General features: G+C 39.5%; 19 protein-coding genes. 7 read left to right on the plus strand and 12 right to left on the minus strand.

What is annotated here, in order from left to right:
- Positions 1–24: 24 nt before the first annotated feature.
- Complete coding sequence (locus H5122_RS15095; protein WP_182682607.1) at positions 25–2532, minus strand: zinc-dependent metalloprotease; 2508 nt, start codon at positions 2530–2532, stop codon at positions 25–27.
- 288 nt (positions 2533–2820) lie between these two features.
- On the opposite strand from H5122_RS15095, the gene H5122_RS15100 reads away from it, so the two are divergent.
- Both H5122_RS15100 and H5122_RS15105 read left to right on the plus strand, forming a co-directional pair.
- The gene (locus H5122_RS15100) at positions 2821–3999 is read left to right on the plus strand and encodes an efflux RND transporter periplasmic adaptor subunit (protein WP_024595582.1); all 1179 of its coding nucleotides are present in this window, start codon (positions 2821–2823) and stop codon (positions 3997–3999) included.
- 14 nt (positions 4000–4013) lie between these two features.
- On the plus strand, positions 4014–7169 hold the full coding sequence (locus tag H5122_RS15105) for an efflux RND transporter permease subunit (RefSeq protein WP_182682608.1): 3156 nt from the start codon (positions 4014–4016) through the stop codon (positions 7167–7169).
- Positions 7170–7283: 114 nt separating this feature from the next.
- On the opposite strand, the gene H5122_RS15110 is transcribed toward H5122_RS15105, so the two are convergent.
- Positions 7284–7736, minus strand: a complete 453-nt coding sequence (locus H5122_RS15110; RefSeq protein WP_024595584.1) for a cytochrome c — start codon at positions 7734–7736, stop codon at positions 7284–7286.
- A 225-nt stretch (positions 7737–7961) separates the two neighbouring features.
- Here H5122_RS15110 and H5122_RS15115 point away from each other — a divergent pair, with 225 nt between their 5' ends.
- Both H5122_RS15115 and H5122_RS15120 read left to right on the plus strand, forming a co-directional pair.
- Complete coding sequence (locus H5122_RS15115; RefSeq protein ID WP_182674496.1) at positions 7962–10295, plus strand: S8 family serine peptidase; 2334 nt, start codon at positions 7962–7964, stop codon at positions 10293–10295.
- A gap of 11 nt (positions 10296–10306) precedes the next feature.
- Positions 10307–10840, plus strand: coding sequence for a S8 family serine peptidase (locus H5122_RS15120; protein WP_182682609.1), 534 nt, complete (start codon positions 10307–10309; stop codon positions 10838–10840).
- Positions 10841–10914: 74 nt separating this feature from the next.
- Here H5122_RS15120 and H5122_RS15125 read toward each other — a convergent pair whose 3' ends face one another.
- Positions 10915–11385 carry a DUF2721 domain-containing protein gene (locus tag H5122_RS15125; protein WP_007377300.1) on the minus strand — a complete coding sequence of 157 codons (471 nt, stop codon included), beginning with the start codon at positions 11383–11385 and terminating at the stop codon, positions 10915–10917.
- A 191-nt stretch (positions 11386–11576) separates the two neighbouring features.
- Between H5122_RS15125 and H5122_RS15130 the strand changes: the two genes are divergently transcribed.
- On the plus strand, positions 11577–13751 hold the full coding sequence (locus H5122_RS15130) for a S9 family peptidase (protein ID WP_182682610.1): 2175 nt from the start codon (positions 11577–11579) through the stop codon (positions 13749–13751).
- Between the two features lie 43 nt (positions 13752–13794).
- Here H5122_RS15130 and H5122_RS15135 read toward each other — a convergent pair whose 3' ends face one another.
- The 4 genes from H5122_RS15135 to H5122_RS15150 form a co-directional block, all read right to left on the minus strand.
- Positions 13795–15282 carry a cell wall metabolism sensor histidine kinase WalK gene (locus tag H5122_RS15135; protein WP_182682611.1) on the minus strand — a complete coding sequence of 496 codons (1488 nt, stop codon included), beginning with the start codon at positions 15280–15282 and terminating at the stop codon, positions 13795–13797.
- 10 nt (positions 15283–15292) lie between these two features.
- Entirely contained in the window at positions 15293–16018 is a 726-nt protein-coding gene (locus tag H5122_RS15140) for a response regulator transcription factor (protein ID WP_182674490.1), read from the minus strand.
- Positions 16019–16080: 62 nt separating this feature from the next.
- A complete protein-coding gene (locus H5122_RS15145) occupies positions 16081–16818 on the minus strand; it encodes a spondin domain-containing protein (RefSeq protein WP_182682612.1) in 738 nt (245 codons plus the stop codon).
- Positions 16819–16828: 10 nt separating this feature from the next.
- On the minus strand, positions 16829–17530 hold the full coding sequence (locus H5122_RS15150; protein ID WP_182672096.1) for a spondin domain-containing protein: 702 nt from the start codon (positions 17528–17530) through the stop codon (positions 16829–16831).
- A 185-nt stretch (positions 17531–17715) separates the two neighbouring features.
- Between H5122_RS15150 and H5122_RS15155 the strand changes: the two genes are divergently transcribed.
- Together H5122_RS15155 and H5122_RS15160 are read left to right on the plus strand one after the other, a co-directional pair.
- Positions 17716–18081, plus strand: a complete 366-nt coding sequence (locus H5122_RS15155) for a DUF4870 domain-containing protein (protein WP_002962338.1) — start codon at positions 17716–17718, stop codon at positions 18079–18081.
- Between the two features lie 228 nt (positions 18082–18309).
- The gene (locus tag H5122_RS15160; protein ID WP_182195417.1) at positions 18310–18744 is read left to right on the plus strand and encodes a YqaA family protein; all 435 of its coding nucleotides are present in this window, start codon (positions 18310–18312) and stop codon (positions 18742–18744) included.
- Positions 18745–18760: 16 nt separating this feature from the next.
- Here the strand turns inward: H5122_RS15160 and folX are convergent, their stop codons facing one another.
- From folX to H5122_RS15185, 5 genes are all read right to left on the minus strand, one after another.
- Positions 18761–19117 (minus strand): dihydroneopterin triphosphate 2'-epimerase, encoded by a 357-nt coding sequence (gene folX / locus H5122_RS15165; RefSeq protein WP_002962340.1) that lies wholly within the window; start codon positions 19115–19117, stop codon positions 18761–18763.
- Between the two features lie 4 nt (positions 19118–19121).
- Positions 19122–19676 (minus strand): GTP cyclohydrolase I FolE, encoded by a 555-nt coding sequence (gene folE / locus H5122_RS15170; protein WP_002962341.1) that lies wholly within the window; start codon positions 19674–19676, stop codon positions 19122–19124.
- A gap of 22 nt (positions 19677–19698) precedes the next feature.
- Entirely contained in the window at positions 19699–20418 is a 720-nt protein-coding gene (gene folM, locus H5122_RS15175) for a dihydromonapterin reductase (protein WP_182682613.1), read from the minus strand.
- 224 nt (positions 20419–20642) lie between these two features.
- Positions 20643–21473: an ammonia-dependent NAD(+) synthetase gene (nadE, locus tag H5122_RS15180; RefSeq protein WP_182682614.1), complete on the minus strand. Its 831-nt coding sequence runs from the start codon at positions 21471–21473 to the stop codon at positions 20643–20645.
- A gap of 68 nt (positions 21474–21541) precedes the next feature.
- Positions 21542–22171 (minus strand): YceH family protein, encoded by a 630-nt coding sequence (locus tag H5122_RS15185; protein WP_182682615.1) that lies wholly within the window; start codon positions 22169–22171, stop codon positions 21542–21544.
- Positions 22172–22186: the final 15 nt, after the last annotated feature.

The following is a 22186-nucleotide window of genomic DNA, read 5'->3' on the forward strand; positions in this document are numbered from 1 at the left end:
GTTTACTCAATTAGTAGAGGTATTTTATGCTTCTAGCGCTTTTGCAATTAAACGATCAATATATTTTTTATGCGCTTTAGTTGCTGTATCTGCACCCCAAGCAACACTGGTATCGGCTATTTGAGTTAGCTGATATAACGCTGCTGTTTTAGCTAAGTTATCGTATTTACTTGCTTTGCCAAGACCTGCAATTGCAATTAACTGGTTAACATACTCAATTTGTAAGTTGTGACTAATAGAGTTTGCGTCTTTGCTTTTCACGAAAATGCTGGCGGTTAAATCTTCCATAAACTGAGTTAGGCTATATTCGTTACCGTACAGAGCTGTGTCAGAAATACGCAGTAATACCGCTGGGTGTAATAGCTGTGCAAGTACAGACTTTTGCATTCCTAAAATCATTTGGTGTGCTTTAGGGTCTTCATTTTTGCCATAGTGATTAAAGCCACGACGTTGCAGTTGTAAGTAGCTATAAAGAGGTTGCATGTTTTGTAGTACGTCTGGCGCAAATACAAACTTGGCTAGTATATCCATTGCTTGTGTTTGACGCTCAAGCGATACCGGTGTAAATGGTTTATCTGCATTTGTATCACCCACTACAGCGCGCTCAACGTATACGCCACCAATTTGGCGAGAAACCACACCTGCTTGAGCTCGGTACTGACCAAATAAGCTATTAGCAGAGGTAACAAGCTGTTGGTAAGACTCACCTTTAACCGTTGCTTTATCTTTTAGCTCAGTAAATAGTTTATTAATTAGTGCCATACGATCTGCGCCATAGGCAGCAGGGTTTGACGACAAATCACCAATCATTACACGTGGATCGATATGGCGACCTGGTGCGCGCATATCGTCTGCATCGTTACCAAAGGCAAGGGCATGTTCACTTGAACGAGCAAGTATTTTTTCAAGTCGAGCTTGCTCAGCAGCTTCATTTGCAAGCGCTACGCTGTAGCCATAGTTAATTGCCCAATCATCGTAAGGACCAGGTTTTGTTTGAAAAATATCACCTTGCTGCACACCAATTGGGGCAATGTTAGCGGGTGCATAATCCATAACAGAACCGGTTACTATGCCTTGGGTTTTGTTTTTATCGTGTACTTCTTTTTCATCCCACAAAATTGATGATTTCATATTATGGTTAAGACCTAAAGTATGGCCAACTTCGTGAAGTACCAATTGCGTTAGACCTTGGCGAAGCATTTCTTTATCTTCAATTTTGTCGCCGCTAGCAAGGCCTTTGGCAAGCATTAGATTTTGTTGAATCTCATGCCCAAGAGAGCAATTTAGCTCGCCGGTATTTGTTGTTTCACCGTGGCTCATTGTTCCTTGTGTGAAAAGTGTGTCGTAAATCCAGCGGTTTTTCATAAATACAAACTCAAGCATAATGTCTGAGCCCAGTATTTCGCCTGTTAATGGGTTAGCAAGTGCTGGCCCGTATCCGCCAAATGGAGGCTTAGGTGACGAAGTCCAACGCAGTACGTTGTAATTGATATCGCCCGCATCCCAGTCTGCATCGTCTGGTTGTACTTTTACCTCTAAGGCATTTTTAAAGCCGGCTTTTTCAAAAGAGCTATTCCACGTTAAAACAGCGTCACGAATAGTATCGCGCCATTCAATGGGTGTGGTGTTTTCTATCCACCAAGTAATTGGTTTTACTGGCTCTGAAAGCGCTGCACTTGGGTCTTTCTTTTGTAAGTCCCAGCGTTTTATAACATCTTGATAAGGTGCCCAATCGGTAGATGTCATTTGATCGAATTGATTTGTAAAATAACCAATGCGCGCATCATCCATACGTGGTGCGTAGTTATTGCTAGGTAGAGCGACAAACGAGTGCTGAACTTTTACCGATACGCTACGCGGGTCGCTTACTGCATTTGAGCCACGTACCGTTGGGCTTGGGTTAGTAAATACGTAATCAACAACCACGTCTAAGTTATTAGGATATGGACGTTGTTTAATAATGCGTGATTTTTTATCGTCTAGTTTACCTACTTTAAAGCGTTTTTTAGCGTTTTTATCTGCTGGATTTGGCGTAGGTGATACTTTATGAAGTGCTTCGCTTAAAAATAACTTATTTACATTAAATGCTATTTTACCGTCTTCTTCTTTTTCTATTTTAATGCTCGCAAGTACCGCTTCACTAATATTGGCATCACTTGCTTTTGAAATTGCACTACTTTCGTCAAATTTGTAGCGAGGTGTTTTGCTAATAATATCGATACGGTCAAAGTATTTTCTAAATTCAATTAATTTAGTTTCGCGGTACGAACCACGATAATGGCCTGCATCTGTAACGCCATCGACAGTGTGCGCAAAATACACAAACGGCGTATTGAGTTGGGATTCGGTAATCACCATAAGGTGCTTACCGGTTTTTTCGTCTTGATAAAGGCTAAATATACCGGCAAATTCGGTTTGTCCTTTGATCATTTCGCTAAGTGTTTTTGACTCTTTTTCGTCTTTTTTATCGGCTGCAAATGCATGGCTGCCAAACGCTAAGCTAAGCGCAAGGGTGATGGTCGTTAATTTCATTTTGAGACTTTTAATATTTGTTAATTTAATTGGACTGTACGTAAATTAATTTAATTTCGCACATCTTCGCGATGAAATTTAAGTGTTTAACGCTAATAAACTGATATTAATGAATAAAAGTTTGTAACAAAATATAACGAATGAGGTGAGCTGCATGTGAAGTTATATTCTATAGCCCTAAATAGCAGCGGTTTATATGTATTTGCAACAGTTGCTTACAAATGTCATCTTAATGTTTCATATGGCTCTGGTATTATGGCGTTAATAGAATTTTGGGGATAATAGGATATGCAAACAAATTCACTTAGATGGGTTTTTCCATTTGTAGCGCTCATTGTTGGTGTTGTTGGCTTTATGGGAATCAATGCCATTGCAAAAGATCCAGAAAAAAAAGAAGTAATTGATACTCGTCCAACAGTGCAAGTTGAGCCAGTGATTGCAAACGATCATCAAGTTATTATTAATAGCTACGGTGAAGTAAAGCCTCTTGAAAATACACTGCTCTCGGCGCAGGTGTCGGGCGAGGTGTTAAGTTGGCATCCTAATTTTGTAGCCGGTGGCATAGTTGCTCGCGGTGAAACCTTATTCACTATCGAAAAAGACAACTATGAAGCAGCAGTACTTGTTGCAGAGGCCGAGCTTGCTCGCGCACAAGCGGGTTTAATAGAGGAACAAGCTCAAGCTCAAGTAGCCGAAGACGAAGCCAAGCGCTTTCCAAGTAAAGCGCGCACAGATTTATTTTTACGTAAACCTCAAGTGCTCAGTGCACAAGCATCTGTTAAGTCGGCGCAAGCTGCATTAAAGCGCGCGCAACGTGATTTGGATAATTGTGATGTTACAGCCCCTTACGACGCATTGGTTATTAGTCGAAATATAGGTGTTGGACAATTTGTCACTATGGGTTCGCAAGTTGCTGAACTCAATAATATTGAGACCGCTGAAGTGATTATTCCTATAGCAGGGTTCGATAGCGTTTTTTTGCCAGAGCGTATTAAAGGTATTACCGCAACGATTATTCAAAAAGGCCTAAACAGCTTCACCCGTGAAGGTGTAATTGACCGCGACCTAGGGATTGTTGATAACGCTACGCGTATGAGCAGTTTAGTAGTGCGTATAGAAGACCCATACGGTCTTAAGAATATACAACCAGCCATTAAGTTTGGTAGCTACGTACAGGTAAATTTTGCAGGTGCAATGCTTAATAATATTTACCGCTTACCGCAAGAGTTAGTTAATAACAAAACCGTATGGATCGTTAATGAAGAGCAGCAACTTGAGCCGCGCAAAGTCACAGTTATTCGTGAAGAGGGTGAGTACTTTTACATCAGTGATGGTTTGCAAGCAGATGATAAGTTGGTGATTACTTTGCCAGAATATCCGCAAAAAGGCATGGCTGTAAAAATTGCGGGCCTTCAAAATACTAAAAATACAGAGGCACTTGAAAATGCTTCCACTGAAAAATTATAAAGGTAGGCTGAGTTATGAGTAACACTGAACTACCAAATACAGCGCCTAACGCTGAAAAACAAACCGGTATTATTGCTTACTTCGCTAATAACTCCGTTGCTGCCAACCTAATGATGATTTTTATTGTGGTGATGGGAATTATTAGCTTTCTAAATATCCAACGCCAAATGTTTCCTAATGTAGAGATTAACTACATTAATATTGAGGCTAATTACCCCGGTGCCTCTCCTCAGGAAATAGAAGAAAGCATACTTATAAAAATTGAAGAGTCGCTAAAAGATGTGACCGAAATTAAAAAAGGTGTGTACAGGGCATTTAGAAATGGCGGTAGAGCAAGTCTTGAAATTAATACTGATGTAGAGCTGACCGATATACTCGATAAAGTTAAGTTACGGGTTGATGGTATAGCAACGTTTCCTGCCGGTATGGAACCGGTCACCATAAGTCAGGTTGAGTTTAGGCAAGATGTTATAGGTATGACGCTCGTTGCTGACTTGCCGCTTACTGAGCTTAAGCCTATAGCAAACCAAATAGAGGATGAGTTACTACAGCTATCTAACGTGTCGTTAGTGGTAAACGATGTTCCTCTTGATGAAATAGCAATTGAAATCGAACCCGATACGCTGCGTCAATATAACCTAACCCTTAGTGATGTAATGAATGCAGTGCGTCGTTACTCAGCTAACTTTTCGGCGGGGCAGCTAAAAACAGACGCAGGTGTTATTTCTGTTCGCGTCGAAAATCAGTTTTACTCAGGTGAAGAATTTAGACAAATACCGGTAAAAATAGGGGCTAATGGCGCTAAAGTGTTACTGCAAGATATTGCCGTGATTAAAGATCAGTTCACTGAAGGTGAGCGTTACTTTAAATTCAATGGTGAAAATGCGGTTTATATATCGGTGAAAGCGACCGAAGAGCAAAGTATTATCCCAGTTGCTGATTCAGTAAAAGCATTTATAGAATTAAAAAATAAAGAGCTACCACTGGGGGTTCGCTTAGAGCCATTAATGGATATGACGTACTACTTAAATGCTCGCTTAGACATGATGGTTACAAACCTTATTCAGGGTGCTGTTTTGGTTGCAATTATGCTATCAATCTTTTTACGCTTTAAGTTGGCATTATGGGTAATGATTGGTTTACCAGTGTGCTTTTTGGGCGCAATGATGATGATGCCACTGTTTGGTGTAACCATTAATATTTTATCACTTTTTGCTTTTATTATGGTGCTAGGGATTGTGGTGGACGATGCCATTGTCATAGGCGAAAGTGCCTACACCGAAATAGAGAAAAAAGGCGGCGGTGTTGTTAATGTAATTAATGGCGCAAAACGCGTAGCAACCCCTGCAACTTTTGGTGTACTAACTACCATTGCAGTATTTGCTCCATTTACGTTATCTACAGGCCCAGAAAGTGCCTTCTTTTATGGTATAGCTGTGGTGGTAATGCTGTGCTTGGTATTTAGTTTGATTGAATCAAAGTTGATATTGCCTGCCCATATTGCTCACACTCATTTTTCACCAATAAAAGAGGGGGGCTGGCGAGATCGGTTTAATACGCGATTTTTTGGTTTTGTAAATGGCCCATATAAACGCTTTGTTATACGTTGTGTTGAATGGCGTTGGTCAGTGCTATTTTCATTTATTGCTCTATTAATCGTAACCTTTGCTTTAATCTCATCAAATCAAGTTCGTACCGGGTTTATGCCAAAAATCCCGCATGACTACCCGCAAATAAATCTAGAAATGAACGACAATGTATCAGACATACAAACAATAAATGCTATTCGTGAAATAGAAGCGATGGTGATTGCGATTGATGAAGATACCGAACGCAAATATGGTCAAAAACTCATAAGAGATATTTTAGTATTTAACCAAGGTCGAACTGAAGCACAAGTGCTTGTTCCCCTTGTTGATGAAAGTATAAGGCCTTATAACGCGTTTGAATTATCACGACGTTGGCGCGAGGCGATGCCCGATATTGCCGGTGTTAAATCATTAACCATTTATGATGATGTAAATGGAGGGAGCAGTGACGGCGAATTTGGTTATTTATTATATGGCTCTGATATTGATACATTAAATAATGCAGGACGTCGTTTTATAGAGTTGCTGCAGCAGCAAGAAGGTTTGTTTGATATTAGCTCAACAATAGATCCTGCAAGTAAAGAAGTGCAAATGAGCCTAAAACCGGTCGCTTACGACTTAGGTTTAGACTTAGCTTCTATTGCAAATCAAGTTGGGGCAAGCTTTTACGGTGGTGAGGCTCAACGTGTTATTCGCCGAGGCGAGGAAGTACGTGTAATGGTGCGTTACCCTAAACTGACTCGAGAGGCATTTTCGTCACTTAAGCATGCGGTTGTTACTACCCCGCAGGGCCGTGAAGTACTGCTTGGTGATGTAGTTGAACTTACAGAAACACCAGGCATTAGTTATATCCGCCGTGAAGGGGGCTATCGTACTGTGTATATTTATGGAAACATAGATGAAGAAGTGATTGAGCCAAACGAAGTTGTAGATCAAATTAAAGAAAAGCTACTACCACAACTTAAAGAAGAATATCCAAGTGTTAAGTCAGAACTAGGTGGCGCCATTGAAGAGCAACAAGATCAGGCTAATCAGCAGAAGATGTTTTTCTTCGGCGGTATGATTTTGGTGTATATTTTATTAGCCGTACCCCTTAAGAGTTATGCGCAACCACTTATTGTTATGTCGGTGATTCCATTTAGCTTAACGGGAGCAATATGGGGGCATTACTGGTTTGGTTTGGATATAACTTTAATGTCTGGCTTTGGTATTATTGCAGCAGCAGGGGTGGTTATAAACGACTCACTCGTTATGACCGATTATGTGAATCAAGCCCGTAAAACAGGTGTTAGTATTAAAAATGCTGTAATAGATGCCGGTTGTGCTCGATTCAGACCTATATTACTTACTTCAATTACTACATTTGCAGGTGTATTGCCCATTATGTTTGAAACAAGCCTGCAGGCTAAGTTTGTAATACCTATGGCGGTAGCGCTTGGTTTTGCAGTGATGTTTGCAACATTAATAACACTTATATTAGTGCCATGCTTGTACATTATATTAAGTGATATTGGTAAGGTGATTACACGCATTTTGGGTGGGATTAGGACTGTATTTAAACGTCGCCCGCAGAAGGTTTAGCTCAATAAATAACATACGGGCTTAAATGCCGGGTACAAAAAAGCACTGAATGATTAACCATTCAGTGCTTTTTATCATTTGTTATTACTACATTAAGTATTAAAACAACAATAATTAATCTTTAAATTGCTTATGGCAATCTTTACAGCCTTTAGCCCATGCACCAAAAGCTTTACCAATTACGGCCTTATCGCCTGATTGAGCCGCTACTGCTAGCTCATCTGCGTATTGTTGGAATGCAGTTGCTTTTTTCATAAAAGTATCGTTTTCAGACCAAACAGCAGCAAGTGCAGCTGTGTCGCCTTTATCTGTTCCTTCGTAAAACGCTTCCCATGGCATTTTTGAAAGTGCAGCTGCGTTGTTAGCACGCTTTTTAAATTGCTCTGCGTCAAAAGGTACTTTACCTTTTAGCATTGCGCCCATGTCACCAATTTGTACTGAGATCATTGAAAACGCTGCTTGGCGGTATTCAATCGCGTCACTTGGCTCTTTAAATGCAGAATTTGCCGATACGCTAAATGCACACGTTGCCAGTGCTATTGTTGCTAATACTTTTTTTAATTTCATGTTTGCCCCTTTTAAAGTAATTGTTAATCCTGTTTTATATTAGCTTCTTTAAATGTTCAAGTTAATATATGTGCTTAATAATTGTTTCTTTAACTAAGCATACAATGATTACCCTATCGTTACATCTATTGTCTTTATTGTTAATGACTGTAAACGCCTCGTTGTTATTTTGATTGTTGTTGTGTAACGTCACGCCATCATAAAAATAACTAACAAAGAGAGTTTATGAAAAATAATATTTTTAAAATGTCAGCATTGTCTGCTGCAATAGTGGTATCACTTTCTGGTTGTGGAAGTAGTGATGACGATAATAAAAGTAGCGTACCATTAGTTACTGACGTAGCGCCTAAAGCGAGCGATGTAGTTGTTGTAGATTTAAAACAATGGATCCCTGTTACTGCAGAATTTAAAGCCAGCGATAACGATGGCGATGCACTTACATTTAGCTTCACGGAAAATGGTGAAGAAGTGGTTGCAGAAGATGGCGTATTCACATTTAGTCACGGTACTCTAACTGTAGAGGGAACATCATTTACTTATGTTCCAATGACGGATGATGATGCAGTTATTGATTACACTGTAAACGCAAATGGTAAAACGGCTTCTGCACAAATAAACATTTCAGGAGTTGTTGGTGACCCATTAGCAAATCAACAATGGCACCTAAATAATACAGGCCAAAAAGCATACTCATTAAGCGATGAAATGAAGCAGGGCTTAGTTAATTTATATGTAAATCTATTTGGCGATACCGAAGAAGAAGCGCAAGCAAGTGTTGATACTAGTTTTGCTAATGCAGAAGCTACAGGTTTGGTTGCTGGTGAAGATATGAATGTAACAGCCGCTTATGCTCAAGGCGTTACAGGAGCTGGTGTAACTGCTGTTGTTGTTGACTCAGGTATGGAAATTCGCCACGAAGATTTAGTAGATAACGTATTACCAAATCGTTCTTTAAACCTTAACGCTGAAGCGCTAGATCGTACAGACCCTACAAGTACATCAAACAGTGGTGACCACGGAACAAGTGTTGCCGGCTTAATTGCAGCAAAAGGTTGGAATGGCAAAGGCGGCCGTGGTGTTGCACCTGATGCAGGCTTAATCGGTATGAACTACCTTGGTGGAGATAAAGTAGCACAAACTGATTTACTTGCTCATGGCTTCCCTGGTAGTGGTATTAGTACGTCTGAAAATATTTCAGCCTTTAACCGCAGTTACGGTATTACGTTCCCTACGTTTATCGGTTATTCAGAGCTAGATGAGGCAATTGAGTCTTACCCTAACCTTAACCTTCGTGACGGTAAAGGTGCGCTAAATATGAAATCTAGCGGTAACTCATTTGAAGACGGTGGCGATGAAGGTTCTTTATGTGCTGACAATGGTGCAAATGACTTAGGTTTAACTTGTTATAATGGCGCTTTTGAGCCAAGCCAAGGCCACCCTTATTATTTAAGTGTTGCTGCAGTAAATGCTAATGGTAAACATACTAGCTATTCTACAGCGGGTGCTAACGTAATGGTGTCGGCTCCAGCGGGTGAGTATGGTCGTTTTGCACCTGCAATGGTAACAACAGATCAAATGACTTGTATTAATGGTTATTCAGGTTTCAATGGTGGTTCTATTGCAGCATGGGCTGCTGCTTATGGTGAAGAGTTTGCTGCAAGTCAATATCCATTTAACTACCCAGGCCATGCAGACAATGCAAGCTGTAACTATACTTCAACGTTTAATGGTACATCATCTGCTGCGCCAAATGCATCGGGTGTGGTATCGTTAATTCTTTCGGCTAATCCAGATTTAACATGGCGTGACGTTCGCCATATCCTTGCATCAACTAGCACTTTAATTGATGCAGATAATGCTGCTGTTAAATTAACAGTTGGTGAAGGCGAATTTGTTGCTCACGACGGTTGGATTGAAAACTCTGCCGGTTATAACTTCAATAACTTATATGGTTTTGGTCGTGCTGATGCTGGAGCTGCGGTTTCTATGGCAAAGGCTTACGATGTTGCTTTAGGTGAACAAGTTATTACTCAGTGGAATGGTGTTGGTTCAGCAGTTGCTGAAGACGCACTTGCACTAGAAATTCCAGATAACAATGCAGCGGGTCTTACACAAGAAATTGAAGTGACTGAAGAGCTAAGCATTGAAGCAATGCAGTTTAAGTTTGATGTAAGTAATGCTGAAATGGGCTTTGGCTTAAGCGATGGTACACAAACTTCAGCCGGAACAGATTTAGCTATAGAAGTTACATCGCCAGCGGGTACAAGAAGTGTATTACTGTCATCTAAGCAAGCTTTATTCTACCCAGCATATAGTTTCACTAGCAGTTGGAGTGTTGGCTATATACTAAAAGATGCAGTAATGCTTTCAAATGCGTTTTATGGTGAGTCGACTAAAGGCACTTGGACAGTTCGTTTACTAGATACGAGCGCAGATAGCTATGCACTTAGTAAAGGTGATGACAATGGTTTAGGTGTAGTAGGTATTAGCAATAATAGTTCAGCAAGTGTTTTAGAGGGTGTGTCTTTACGCGCATTCGGTCACGCAGGTCAAGAGTAAGGATTATGAAAATGAAAGTTAATAAATTAATCGTATTAAGTGCTGCTGCGTGTATTTCTTTAAGCGCTACGGCAAACACAAGCTTTGATAAAGAGCTCCAACTACCAAAGAAGCAAGCATCTAGCTTAAAGTATACTAAAGCTGATTTTGGTTCTTATAAAGTAGAGAAAAATTTACGCTTAGTGCCATCAAGTGTTGCTGCCGATGAGCATGTAGTTATGCATAAAGGCGACATGGCGGTTGTTAATGTTGCAAGTACATCTGATGTAGTAACTAAAGGGTCATTAGTTCGTAATATTCTTACTAATAACTTAAGTTCTTTATCAGGTAATATTACGGTACTTTTAAAAGATGGTATTACTGCTGGCGACATTGCTGCAGCGGCTGGATTAAAAGTGGTGTCTGTATTTCCTGGTACTAAGATTGCCGTTTTAGCAGTGAATGATGGACAAGATATTTTAGTTGCAGCAGAGCAGTTAAATGCTTCAGGTTATGCTAAAGAAGCTAGAATTGAAGTGCTAGAGACGATTTATACTGCGCAATAAGTTATTTTATTAAATAAGCTTATTTAATAAAAACCCCGAGCAACATTAGTTGCTCGGGGTTTTTTTATAAAAAATTAATCGTTTATATCAATATCTGCAAATATCATCCCGCGACGCATGCTTCTAGTTGCTAAGAATACCTCACCAAGTAACGACATAAATGCACATATGAGTAATGCCATTGCTGCTACAAAACAACAAGCAATAGTCACGCCTAAGTTTATAGATTGAATGTGCGATAAAAATAACAACATAACCACAGCGCATACAAGCAATGCGCTTAATACACTTAAACTAAAAGCAATATGTATACATCGAGAACGCTTTAAAAGGGCGCGCAGCTCTGTAGCGAGTGATTTATTAAAGTCCTCGTCAGTACTTACTTTTAATCTGCGTTCTAGCTGACGTGCCCTATCGGTAATACGTGCCAAACGATTAGATAAAACACCCAAAGTAGCGGCAATACCCGTGATCAAGAATACTGGGGCAACAGCTGTTTGAATTACTTTAGCCATAGTTAAAATATTTATTACTTCGTTATTCATTCCTACCCTTAATCAGTTGAGCTTGAAAATGACTTATATATCTACAGAGTACCTGATGTAGGCTTATTAAGAAAAGAGGAATTACGTTGATTTACTTTACATAGCTTCACAAAGTAAATCACAACACAGGTTATTTTTAGGTATATTTAATTACTTAATAAAAAATAAAAATACAACAAGGACTTTGACTGATGAAACGTACTCCATTCGCACTTGCTGCATTATCGCTAGCTATTTTAAGTGGCTGTAATCAAGCCCCTGAAGAAACCAAAAAAAATAATACACAAGTTAAAACGGTTCAAGTAGCCCAAGCTATTGCCCCTGTTGCAAAAAAAGTGCCTCATGAGATGACTATTCATGGTGACACACGTGTAGATAATTACTATTGGTTACGTGATGACGAACGTAAAGCACCAGAGGTTATTAACTATTTAGAAGCTGAAAATACATACACAGATGCAATGCTTGCACATACTAAAACGCTGCAAAGTGAATTGTTTGAAGAGCTAAAAGGGCGTATTCAAAAAGACGATGATTCAGTCCCAGTTAAAAACGGTGATTATTTTTACTCAACGCAAACACGTGGCGATAACGAGTACACTACTTACTTACGCAGCAGCGATTTTGCAGGTACGGATCAGCAAGTTATTTTAGATGTAAATGAGCTTGCGAAAGGCCATGATTATTATGCAGTAAGTGGCTTAAATGTAAGCCCGAATGGCAATTTAATGGCTTATGGCGAAGATACTGTTAGCCGTCGTATTTATAGTATAAAAATAAAAGATTTAACTACCGGTAAATTACTCGAAGATACACTTGAGGGCACCAACGGCGGTATAGTTTGGGCAAACGATAATAAAACTGGTTATTACATTAAAAAAGATTTACAAACTTTATTAGGTTATCAAGTTTATCGTCATACATTAGGTACACCACAAGCTGATGATGAGCTAATTTACGAAGAAACTGATACTAGTTACTACATGGGTATGAGTAAAAGCAAAGATGAGTCAGAAATTTATATTTGGCACAGCAGCACAGCAGCATCAGGCGTATCGGTACTAAGTGCTGATGATGCTAAGGCAATGCCTAAACGCTTAATTGAGCGCGAAGCAGGGCTTGAATATGAAATATCTAAACTAGGGAATACTTACTACATTGTCACTAACTTAGATGCTGTAAATTTTCAGCTGATGAAAGTGGATATTGATAAAGCTGGTGACAAAGCAAATTGGCAAAGTGTGATCCCAGCGCGCGATGATATTAAGCTCGAAGGCATTGATTTATTTAATGACTACTTAGTTTACCAAGAGCGTGAAATGGGCCAATCAAAGTTGATTGCGCGTGATTTAAAAACAGGTAAAGAGTTACCACTGAGCTTTAACGATAGCGCTTATACAATTGGTACTTATGGTAATAACGATATAGATAGCAGCACGTTACGAGTTTACTACACAAGCATGACTACACCTGGTTCATCGTACGATGTAGATTTAGCGACTGGCGATAAAAAACTACTTAAACAGCAAGCTGTATTAGGTGATTTTGATGCTGATAATTACGCCTCAGAGCGTATTTTTGTAACAGCACGTGATGGCATAAAAGTACCGGTAAGCTTAGTTTACCGAAAAGATGCGTTTAAAAAAGATGGTACTAACCCGCTACTGCAATATGGTTACGGCTCTTATGGCGCAACCATGGACCCTACTTTTTCAAGCACGCGTTTGAGTTTACTTGACCGTGGCTTTGTATTTGCAATTGCCCATGTACGTGGCTCGCAAATGCTAGGTCGTCCTTGGTACGAAGACGGCAAGCTACTAACTAAAAAGAATACATTTAATGACTTTGTTGATGTAACTAAAGCATTGGTTTCTCAAAAGTATGGCGCAAAAGATGAAATATTTGCGTTAGGTGGCAGTGCTGGTGGCTTATTAATGGGCGCAGTAGCAAACCAAGCGCCTGAACTTTATAAAGGCATGGTTGCAGCGGTACCGTTTGTAGATGTAGTAACCACGATGCTTGATGCGAGTATTCCGCTTACAACAAATGAATACGGCGAGTGGGGTAATCCGAACGAAAAAGCGTATTACGATTACATGCTGTCTTACTCGCCATACGACCAAGTATCTAAGCAAGCATATCCTAATATGTTAGTAACGACTGGCTTGCACGATTCACAAGTTCAATACTTTGAGCCTGCAAAATGGGTTGCTAAGCTGCGTGACTATAAAACTGATGACAATAAGTTATTGTTTAAAATAGATATGGAAGCAGGGCACGGTGGTGCATCAGGTCGCTTTAAGCGCTTAGAAGATACCGCGCTAAACTATGCATTTATGCTTGATTTAGCGGGTATTAAAAAGTAATTAATCTTTATATTTAAATAGATTTAACTCAATAAGGTGCTTTTTAAAAAAGCACCTTTTTTTGTGGCAAATTAAAGCTAAACATAGTGCCTTTACCAATTTCACTTTGTACGTAAATTTCGCTATCCATCAGTTTTAATAAACCTCTGCAAATGGCCAATCCTAAACCACCTTGCTGGCGCCCTTCTTTATTAGAATTACTTGCTTGGTAGTGCGAGTCAAAAATAGCATTCAGCTCATCTTCTTTTATACCTACGCCTGTGTCTGATACATGCACAAATAGTTGATTATCGTCACTGCGTTTTACATGTACTGCAATGCTGCCACCGCGAGGGGTGTGCCTAATTGCATTGTCAATTAAGTTACTTAACACGCGCTCTAATTTAGCTATATCGGCAACCACAGGAAAATCACAAATTGCAGGTTCTACCGACAAACTAATGCCTTTTTTATCAACGGCTAAACTAAATTTTGCCATGCAATCGTAAATAAGCTCACCTAAATTAAAGGTTTCTTTATTTATACTTATTTCGCCATTTTCTAAGTGAGCAAGCTCAAATATTTGCTCTATGAGTAGCTTTAATTGCCCACAATTATTAAGCGATACCTGCAAGTATTCTTGCTGCTCTTTTTTACTTAGTTGTTCACCCGACTGATTTAATACTTCTAAAAACCCCTGCAGTGAAGCAAGTGGTGTACGTAGGTCGTGCGATAAGTGAGTTAGTAACTCTTTGCGTTGTTTATCGCCTTGTTCAAGCGCTTTAAACTGCTCGTTAATACGGGTAAGCATGGCTTGAATACTTCGCCCTAAACTATGCACTTCGTTACTTTTTTGCGTTGAATAGTTACTTAGCTTGGTGTCGGTAAGGCTGTAGTTAGCGGCTTCAATATTACTAACATCGCGTGCTAAGCGCTGAATTGGGTTGGTAAAAAAACGTAGTAAAATTAGCATCGCAATAAATAAAAATGCGAGTGCAGAGCCAAGCCATAAAGCAGCTAGCCATAACTTATCATTATTTTTTACAGTGCTTAGTGAGGTATCGTAAGCCTCACCACCAATAATTACATATAAATAACCTTGTAGCTTATCTTGATTAAATACTGGCGCGGCTGAAAATATTTTTTGTTGCTCTTTATTACGAGGATTATCACCATAAATAGGTGCAGCGCTTGGGTCGTTAATCAGCCTTTTTAAAGGCGTTAAACTAATATGCGTGCGTTTAACTTTACCCGGCTTTGCGGAGTAAGTAAGAATTTTTCCGGTTTCGTCTACAAAATAAAATTCAAACGCCGGGCCTAATAACATCAAGGTATGAAAGAGGTTTTCAAGCGCTTTATAGTCGTAAACACCTTCTTTTATTAGCGGGTTATCTTGTACTAAATGCTCGGCAAGCGCCAAATGTAAATTTTGCTCAGCATGATGTTTTGAGGTGAGTTCTAATTGCTTGCTCCAGCCGTAAACTAGGGCGCAAATAAAACAAAAAATCACGACTAGCGATATAGCTAATTTTTGATACAAAGATAATTTCATGATGGGTGTCTTAATTGAGTTGGCTAGGGTTTAGTTTGTAACCAACACCCCAAACTGTTTCGATGATAGGCGCTTGTTGGTGTTCTTCTAGCTTGGCACGTAAGCGGTTTATATGTGAATTAACCGTGTGCTCGTAACCACTGTGTTGGTAACCCCATACTTTATCGAGTAACTGCTGGCGGCTAAAAACATGATTAGGATGGCGTGCAAAGTAAACGAGTAAATCAAATTCGGTGGCGGTAAGGTTAAGGGCTTGTTTACCTAAAAACACTTGGTGCGAACTAAATTCTATATTGAGTGAGCCTATATTTAGTGTTTGTTCGCTATCAACGGGAGAGTTGTCGTTGTTTTGGCTCGCGAGTAGTTGTGCTCTGTGGCGTAATTGGGTTTTTACTCTGGCTTGTAATTCGCGTGCAAAAAAGGGTTTACAAATATAATCATCGGCGCCCATTTCAAGGCCAATAACTCTGTCCATATCGCTACTCAGCGCGGTGAGTAAAATAACGGAGGTAGTAGGGTAATGCTCTTTTATTTTTCGACATAAGCTCAAACCATCCATTTGGGGTAAGTTTATATCGAGTAAAATAAGTCCGTAGGGATGCTTAGCTATTTTTTTTAAGGCAAGTTCTGCGCTCACAACATGATCAACATGTAAGTTAAGCGACGTTAGCTGCGTGGTAATTAACTTACCTATTTCTCTGTCATCTTCTACTACTAATATTTTTTCGTGACGCATGTATTACCTCGTAAAAAGGGGGGCATCCGTGCTCCCTTACTTCCCCATTACAAGCTGGAACGTTACTGCGTGCGCGTAATTACTATTTTCGATACTGGGTTATCAAACTTATGTTCAACACCAAGTGCTGATGTAGATAATCCATCTTGATTTGAAACAATGCCTGGATGCATCGTTATTATATCGGCTGTATCGTCACGTATTTCGTTAAACCCTTCACCGCTAGCGGCAGGACCTGGCACAGTTTCAGCTGTTTCTGTATTTGCTTCCGTACCCGCATCATAAGCAGTCGTAGTGCGTGATAACGAACCACCAACTTCTAATGTTGATACATCTAAAGAACTAAGACCGGTAAAAGCATCATTTGTATTCCCAAGCATGGCAGCAAATGACAAATTAAGCGTTTCTTGCTCTTCAACAGTAATAATCACTGTGGTGGTTTCACCAGGGCCAATAGCGCCTTCAGCTGAAACTGCAGCAAGTGCATTTTCGTAGCTGAGGTACTCTTCATTTGCGCCGCTTTCTGCAAGCATTTCTAAACCAACAGAAGCGGTTGTACCGAATGTCCAAGGTGCTTCATCTCCAAAAGCAATGACAGAGAGTGGTGACAAAGGCTGTCCTGCAGTTAAGTTACTAAAAGTAATGGTAAACTCACTGATCACAGGTTCTACAACAATTGGCTCAACAACGACCGGTTCTTCTATTATTGGATCGTCATTATCGTTATCGCTACACGCTGCAAGTGTGGTTGCAAGTGCAAGCACTAGTAGACTTTTTTTAAGGTTGTTAGCAGATGACATAATCATGCTCCTACTTAACTGTAACGGTTAATTGTGCTACTGGGTTTAACCATCTGTGTACTGTATTACTTAAATCGCTATTACCCGCTTCTAAATCGTCATCACCTAAGCTACCCGGGTGAATATGAATGCTAATATTTGTATCACCACTTAATACACCTGTACCGCCAGTGCCAGCGTCGCCACCTGGAGCTGCAGGAATACCTGGAGTACCTGGTGCGCCAGAGCCTTCAACTACAAGCTCATTGTTTTGTTCTGTGCCTGCATCGTAAGCATTTAAATTAATTGTGTAAGTACCCGCTTCTGTTGGGATTTTCCAGCTGTTTAAGCCTACAAAGCCATCATTAGTTGGTAGCATCATTGCAGTTAAAGATAGGTACTCATTACCGTCAGTCGTGCTCAGTGTTGCCGTTGTAGATGCGGCTGGTGCAAGTAAACCTTCAGCTGGATTTGCAGCCATATCACTGCCCGCTGCAGTTGCTTGTGCAACTAGCTCTGCAATATTGCCCCCTTCAGCCATTGTTTGTAGTGCTGTAGATGCCTCTGTTGCGACTTCAAATAGTGTGTCTTCGCTGTTGTGTGCTGTAATTAACAGTGGAGTAAAGTGAATACCTTTGGTTAGGTTAGTAACTTTTAGGTCTAATTCTGCGGCCATAGTCGATTGGCTAGCTGCCGCTAAAAGAATTGCGATTGTTAATGTAGAAGTTTTCATTATTATTTCCTGTAAGTGATGATTCGAGTTAAGTATTGAATAATCGTCTCCAGAAACTCTCACAAACTTATCACTTTTTTATCACAAGATTGCACGCTGTGATTTTTAAACATAAATACGTTGGTTGATTTGTAGACATTTGTTTAGTTAAGAGGCAACATACATAAAACAAAAAGGAGAGTGTTATGGAAGAAAATCAACAGGTTGAACCAGTTAATAAAGATGACCGTACGTGGGCTATGTTATGCCATTTAAGTGCGCTTGCTGGGTTTGTTGTGCCGTTTGGCTCAATAATTGGGCCATTAATTGTGTGGTTAATTAAAAGAGATGAAATGCCAGTTGTTGACGTACACGGTAAAAAGGCGCTTAACTTTCAAATAACGATGGCAATTGCATATGTAGTTTGTTTTGTACTGATGTTTGTAGCAGTCGGCTTAATATTACTACCTATAGTGGCAATTTTTGGGTTTGTAATGGTTGTAATGGCAAGTATTAAAGCTAATGAAGGTAAAGAGTTTAATTACCCGTTTAGTTTAAATTTGATAAAATAAACACACAGTTTATTTTTATACCAATTGCATTAAATTAGTGATCTATTATAGCGATAAGAAAATAGCTCAATAACAAGGCTAAAATTATGATACATAGTTGTTCTATATAAATAATTTTTAACGTAGTTAGTGAGTTATTTAATACGCTAGAATGATCATGTTTTTAATAAAATTGGTATTATAAACCCAGCTATAGGCTGGGTTTTTACGTTTAGCCATAAGGGCATTATGCTTTATCTCACGTTATTTATTAGCGCATTTATATCTGCGACATTACTGCCGAGCTCTTCTGAGGTGATAATGGTGGGAATGATTACTCAAGATAAAGTTAATTTATGGCTTATGTGGTGCGTAGCAACACTTGGAAATGTGTTAGGGAGCTGTGTTAATTACTGGTTAGGCACGCAGGTACTGCGTTTTAAAGATAAAAAATGGTTTCCTGTATCGCAAAAAGGGCTTGATAGCGCACAAAAGCAATTTAATAAATATGGAGTGTATAGTTTGTTATTTGCTTGGTTACCGGTTGTGGGGGACCCATTAACGGTGATTGGAGGTATATTTAAAGTACGATTTAGTACCTTTTTACTGTTAGTAACACTAGGCAAAGGCGCGCGCTATTTAGCGGTTATCGCCCTTGCCGTAGGATTCGAAAAGCTTTTTTAAATAAGTTTTTAAGACCTTATTTAGCCCAATCAAGCGTTAACGACACTGAGTCGGCAAAACGCAGTGCATGTGGTTTATCAACACGTGCTTTAGCGTAATGAACGCTTGGGTGCGCGTGACAAACGGCAAGAATTTCAGCCACTAATTTTTCGAGCAGTAAAAAGTGCCCTTGCTCTACTAAGCTAATAACTTCTTTGGTGATCACTTTATAATTAAGTGCTTGGTCAACTTCATCCGTTTTACATGCATCATCAGCAGGGTAGTGAATCTCTAGATTAATCACTACATCTTGCTTTTTTTCACGCTCATCGGGGTTAAAGCCAATAAACGTACGCAGGCGTAAATTAGTAACGTTAATAATTGCATTAGCCATAGGGTTAACCTTTTATAAGCTGCAAAAATTCGTTACGTGTTTTAGGATCGCTTCTAAAGTTACCTAACATTACTGATGTACGCATGCTTGAATTTTGCTTTTCTACACCACGCATCATCATACACATGTGTTTTGCCTCAACAATAACGCCTACGCCCTTAGCGCCAGTAACTTCTTCAACTGCTTTAGCGATTTGATGCGTTAACTGTTCTTGAATTTGAAAACGGCGTGAAAACATATCAACAATACGGGCAAATTTAGACAAGCCTAATACTTTACCGTTTGGTATATAAGCAATATGGCAACGACCAATAAAAGGCAGTAAATGATGCTCACACATAGAGTAGAGCTCTATGTCTTGTACTAACACCATGTCGTCAGCGTCAGATGTAAATACTGCTTTATTAGTTATTTCATCAAGCGTTTGACGATACCCTTGCGTTAAATATTCCATTGCTTTTGCAGCACGTTTTGGCGTATCAAGTAAGCCTTCGCGGTTAGCATCTTCACCTACAGCGGTGATGATTTTTTCATAACTTTCTTTTAATTCATTGTGCATAAATATCTCAGTTTATTTATATTTACTTTAAATGACGACCGCCATCAATAGGCAAAGAGCGCCCTGTGATGTAGTGGCTTTGTAATAGTAAATCAATGCTATTGATAATTTCTTGGCATCCGGGTTCAATGCCCATTAATGATTTTTTAAGGGTCTTAGCTCGATATTGCTCATCGTCATGTTCATTAAAAATAATGAGCGATGGAGCAACCGAGTTCACTTTTATATTTGGCGCATATTTAGCGCTAAACGATTTGGTTAGGTTGTCGAGTGCTGCTTTACTTGCTGCATAAGCTAAGTGTTTAGGGCTGCCTGTTTCAACTACATAATCAGTAAGATGTATTATATCGGCAGGTACTTTTTCAATTTGCTGATAGTTTAAAAGCAGCTCTGCGCACATTAAATTAATTAAATACGGTGTTTTGGCATGTATTCGCATCATATTATCAAACAGTGCTGCAAAGTCAGGGTTGTTAGCTTCGCAGTCCCAGCTTGATGCGTTATGAACAATAGCGCGCAGCGATGTTGTATGCTTTTTAAGCGTATTTATAAATGCACTAATACCTTCATCGGTACTAAAATCGGCATAAATACATACAGCGCCTTGTTGCTCTAATTTATCAACAGCGGCGTGACGAGTACGATACGTGATATTAATACTCTGCCCTTGGGCTATATAATGCTGAGCGAGTGCTAAACCAATACGTTGGCCTGCGCCGGTAATTAAAATGGGCGATGTCATATAAGGCAGTGTTCTCTTTGGCGGGTAGTTATACCAATATCATTAAAAATATCATCGTTCTATCGCTATTTCATAGGGCTATAATAGCTCACTAATTTAATGCAATTGGTATTATAAAATTCAAAGCGTTAATTTATTAAAATATACGCAGCTTCTTAATCTGTCGATCAAAAAAGCAATTAATCCTCAAAGGCGTTAATTGCTTTATTTTATTTACTAAAACATTAATCGTAAATTGTCGGAATTGGTTGGCGCTTATGTTGTGTACGCATGTAAATACTTACAAGCTTTTGTTCAACATCATTAGACACAGGTTTACTTTCTAAAAAGTCATCAATTTGCTCATAGCTCAAACCAAGTGCTTCTTCGTCTGTTAAACCTGGGCGGTCACTTTCTAAATCAGCTGTAGGTGCTTTATCTACCAATAAAGCTGGCGCACCTAGCGCAGTAGCAAGTGCACGAACTTGGCGTTTTGATAAACCAAACAGAGGGGCTAAATCGCACGCGCCGTCACCAAATTTAGTATAAAAACCAGTAATGTTTTCAGCACTATGATCGGTACCCACTACTAAACCTTGGCAAAAACCTGCAATTTCGTACTGAGCAACCATACGTTGACGCGCTTTAACATTACCTTTAATAAAATCTATTTGAGCTTGCTCAGGCAGTGCTTCACCACAGCCAACTACGGCAGCTATCGCTTGCTCATGTAATGCATCAGCCGCAGGTTGCACGTTTACGGTCATACGTTTACTTGGCTGAATAAAATCAACCGCCATTTGTGCTTCATCTTCGTCAGCTTGTACACCATAAGGTAGGCGCACTGCAATAAACTGATACTTGTCAGTATTGTGTTCTTTATTTAGCTCGTTTACAGCAAGTTGACATAAGCGGCCGCAGGTTGATGAGTCAACACCACCGCTAATACCCAGTACTAACGAGCGTGAATGAGCTGCTACCAAACGTGTTTTAATAAAATTAACTCGGCGAGTTATCTCAGCATTTACATCAATCGTTGGCTGAACCTTCATTTCAGCCATAATTTCGGCGCGCATTGCCAGCTCCTTATAAAATTTAATATGTGATACGCAATAAACTTATTATGTGATTTAGTTTTAGTTAATTAAAGTTTTAAATGAGCTTTTATTTGGCGAAGCTCTGCTTTTAATTTTTCTACTTCTTCAAGTAAATCGCTTAATTCTTTGTCTTTAATTACTTCGCTTGGTAGAGCAATAAAGGCATCGGCGGGATTATTTTGTTGTTCGCCAAATAAATGAATATATCGGCTGTCACGTTTACCTGCTTCTCGTTCTAGCTTTGTGACGTACTCGCTTTCAATCAGTTTATTGAGCGCTGCCTCTACTTCATCTACGTTATTAAAATCAGCAAGCCTAGCACTGCGGGTTCTTAATTCACCAGGGGTTTGAGCACCACGCAAAAGTAATAAACAAACAATGGCACGCTGCTGAGCAGAAAACTGCAGATTACTAAATTCAGTGTTGCAAAAGCGGTGATCGTATTTATTTACACGACCCGAAAGACCTTCATCTATAGTTACCAAACGCATGTCTATTAGTTCATCAAGTGCGTTTTGCACGTCTTCATCTGTAAGACTTAACACAGGATCGCGATTAGACTTTTGGTTACATGCGTTCACGAGAGCGTTTAACGATAGCGGATAATGCTCTGGCGTCGTGCTTTGTTTTTCTAATAGGCAACCAAGAATACGTTGTTGATTTGTTGATAACTGCATAAATAATCTCAAATT

Origin of the sequence: Pseudoalteromonas sp. SG43-8 (genome assembly GCF_014164245.1) — a bacterium.
Lineage (GTDB): Bacteria > Pseudomonadota > Gammaproteobacteria > Enterobacterales > Alteromonadaceae > Pseudoalteromonas > Pseudoalteromonas distincta.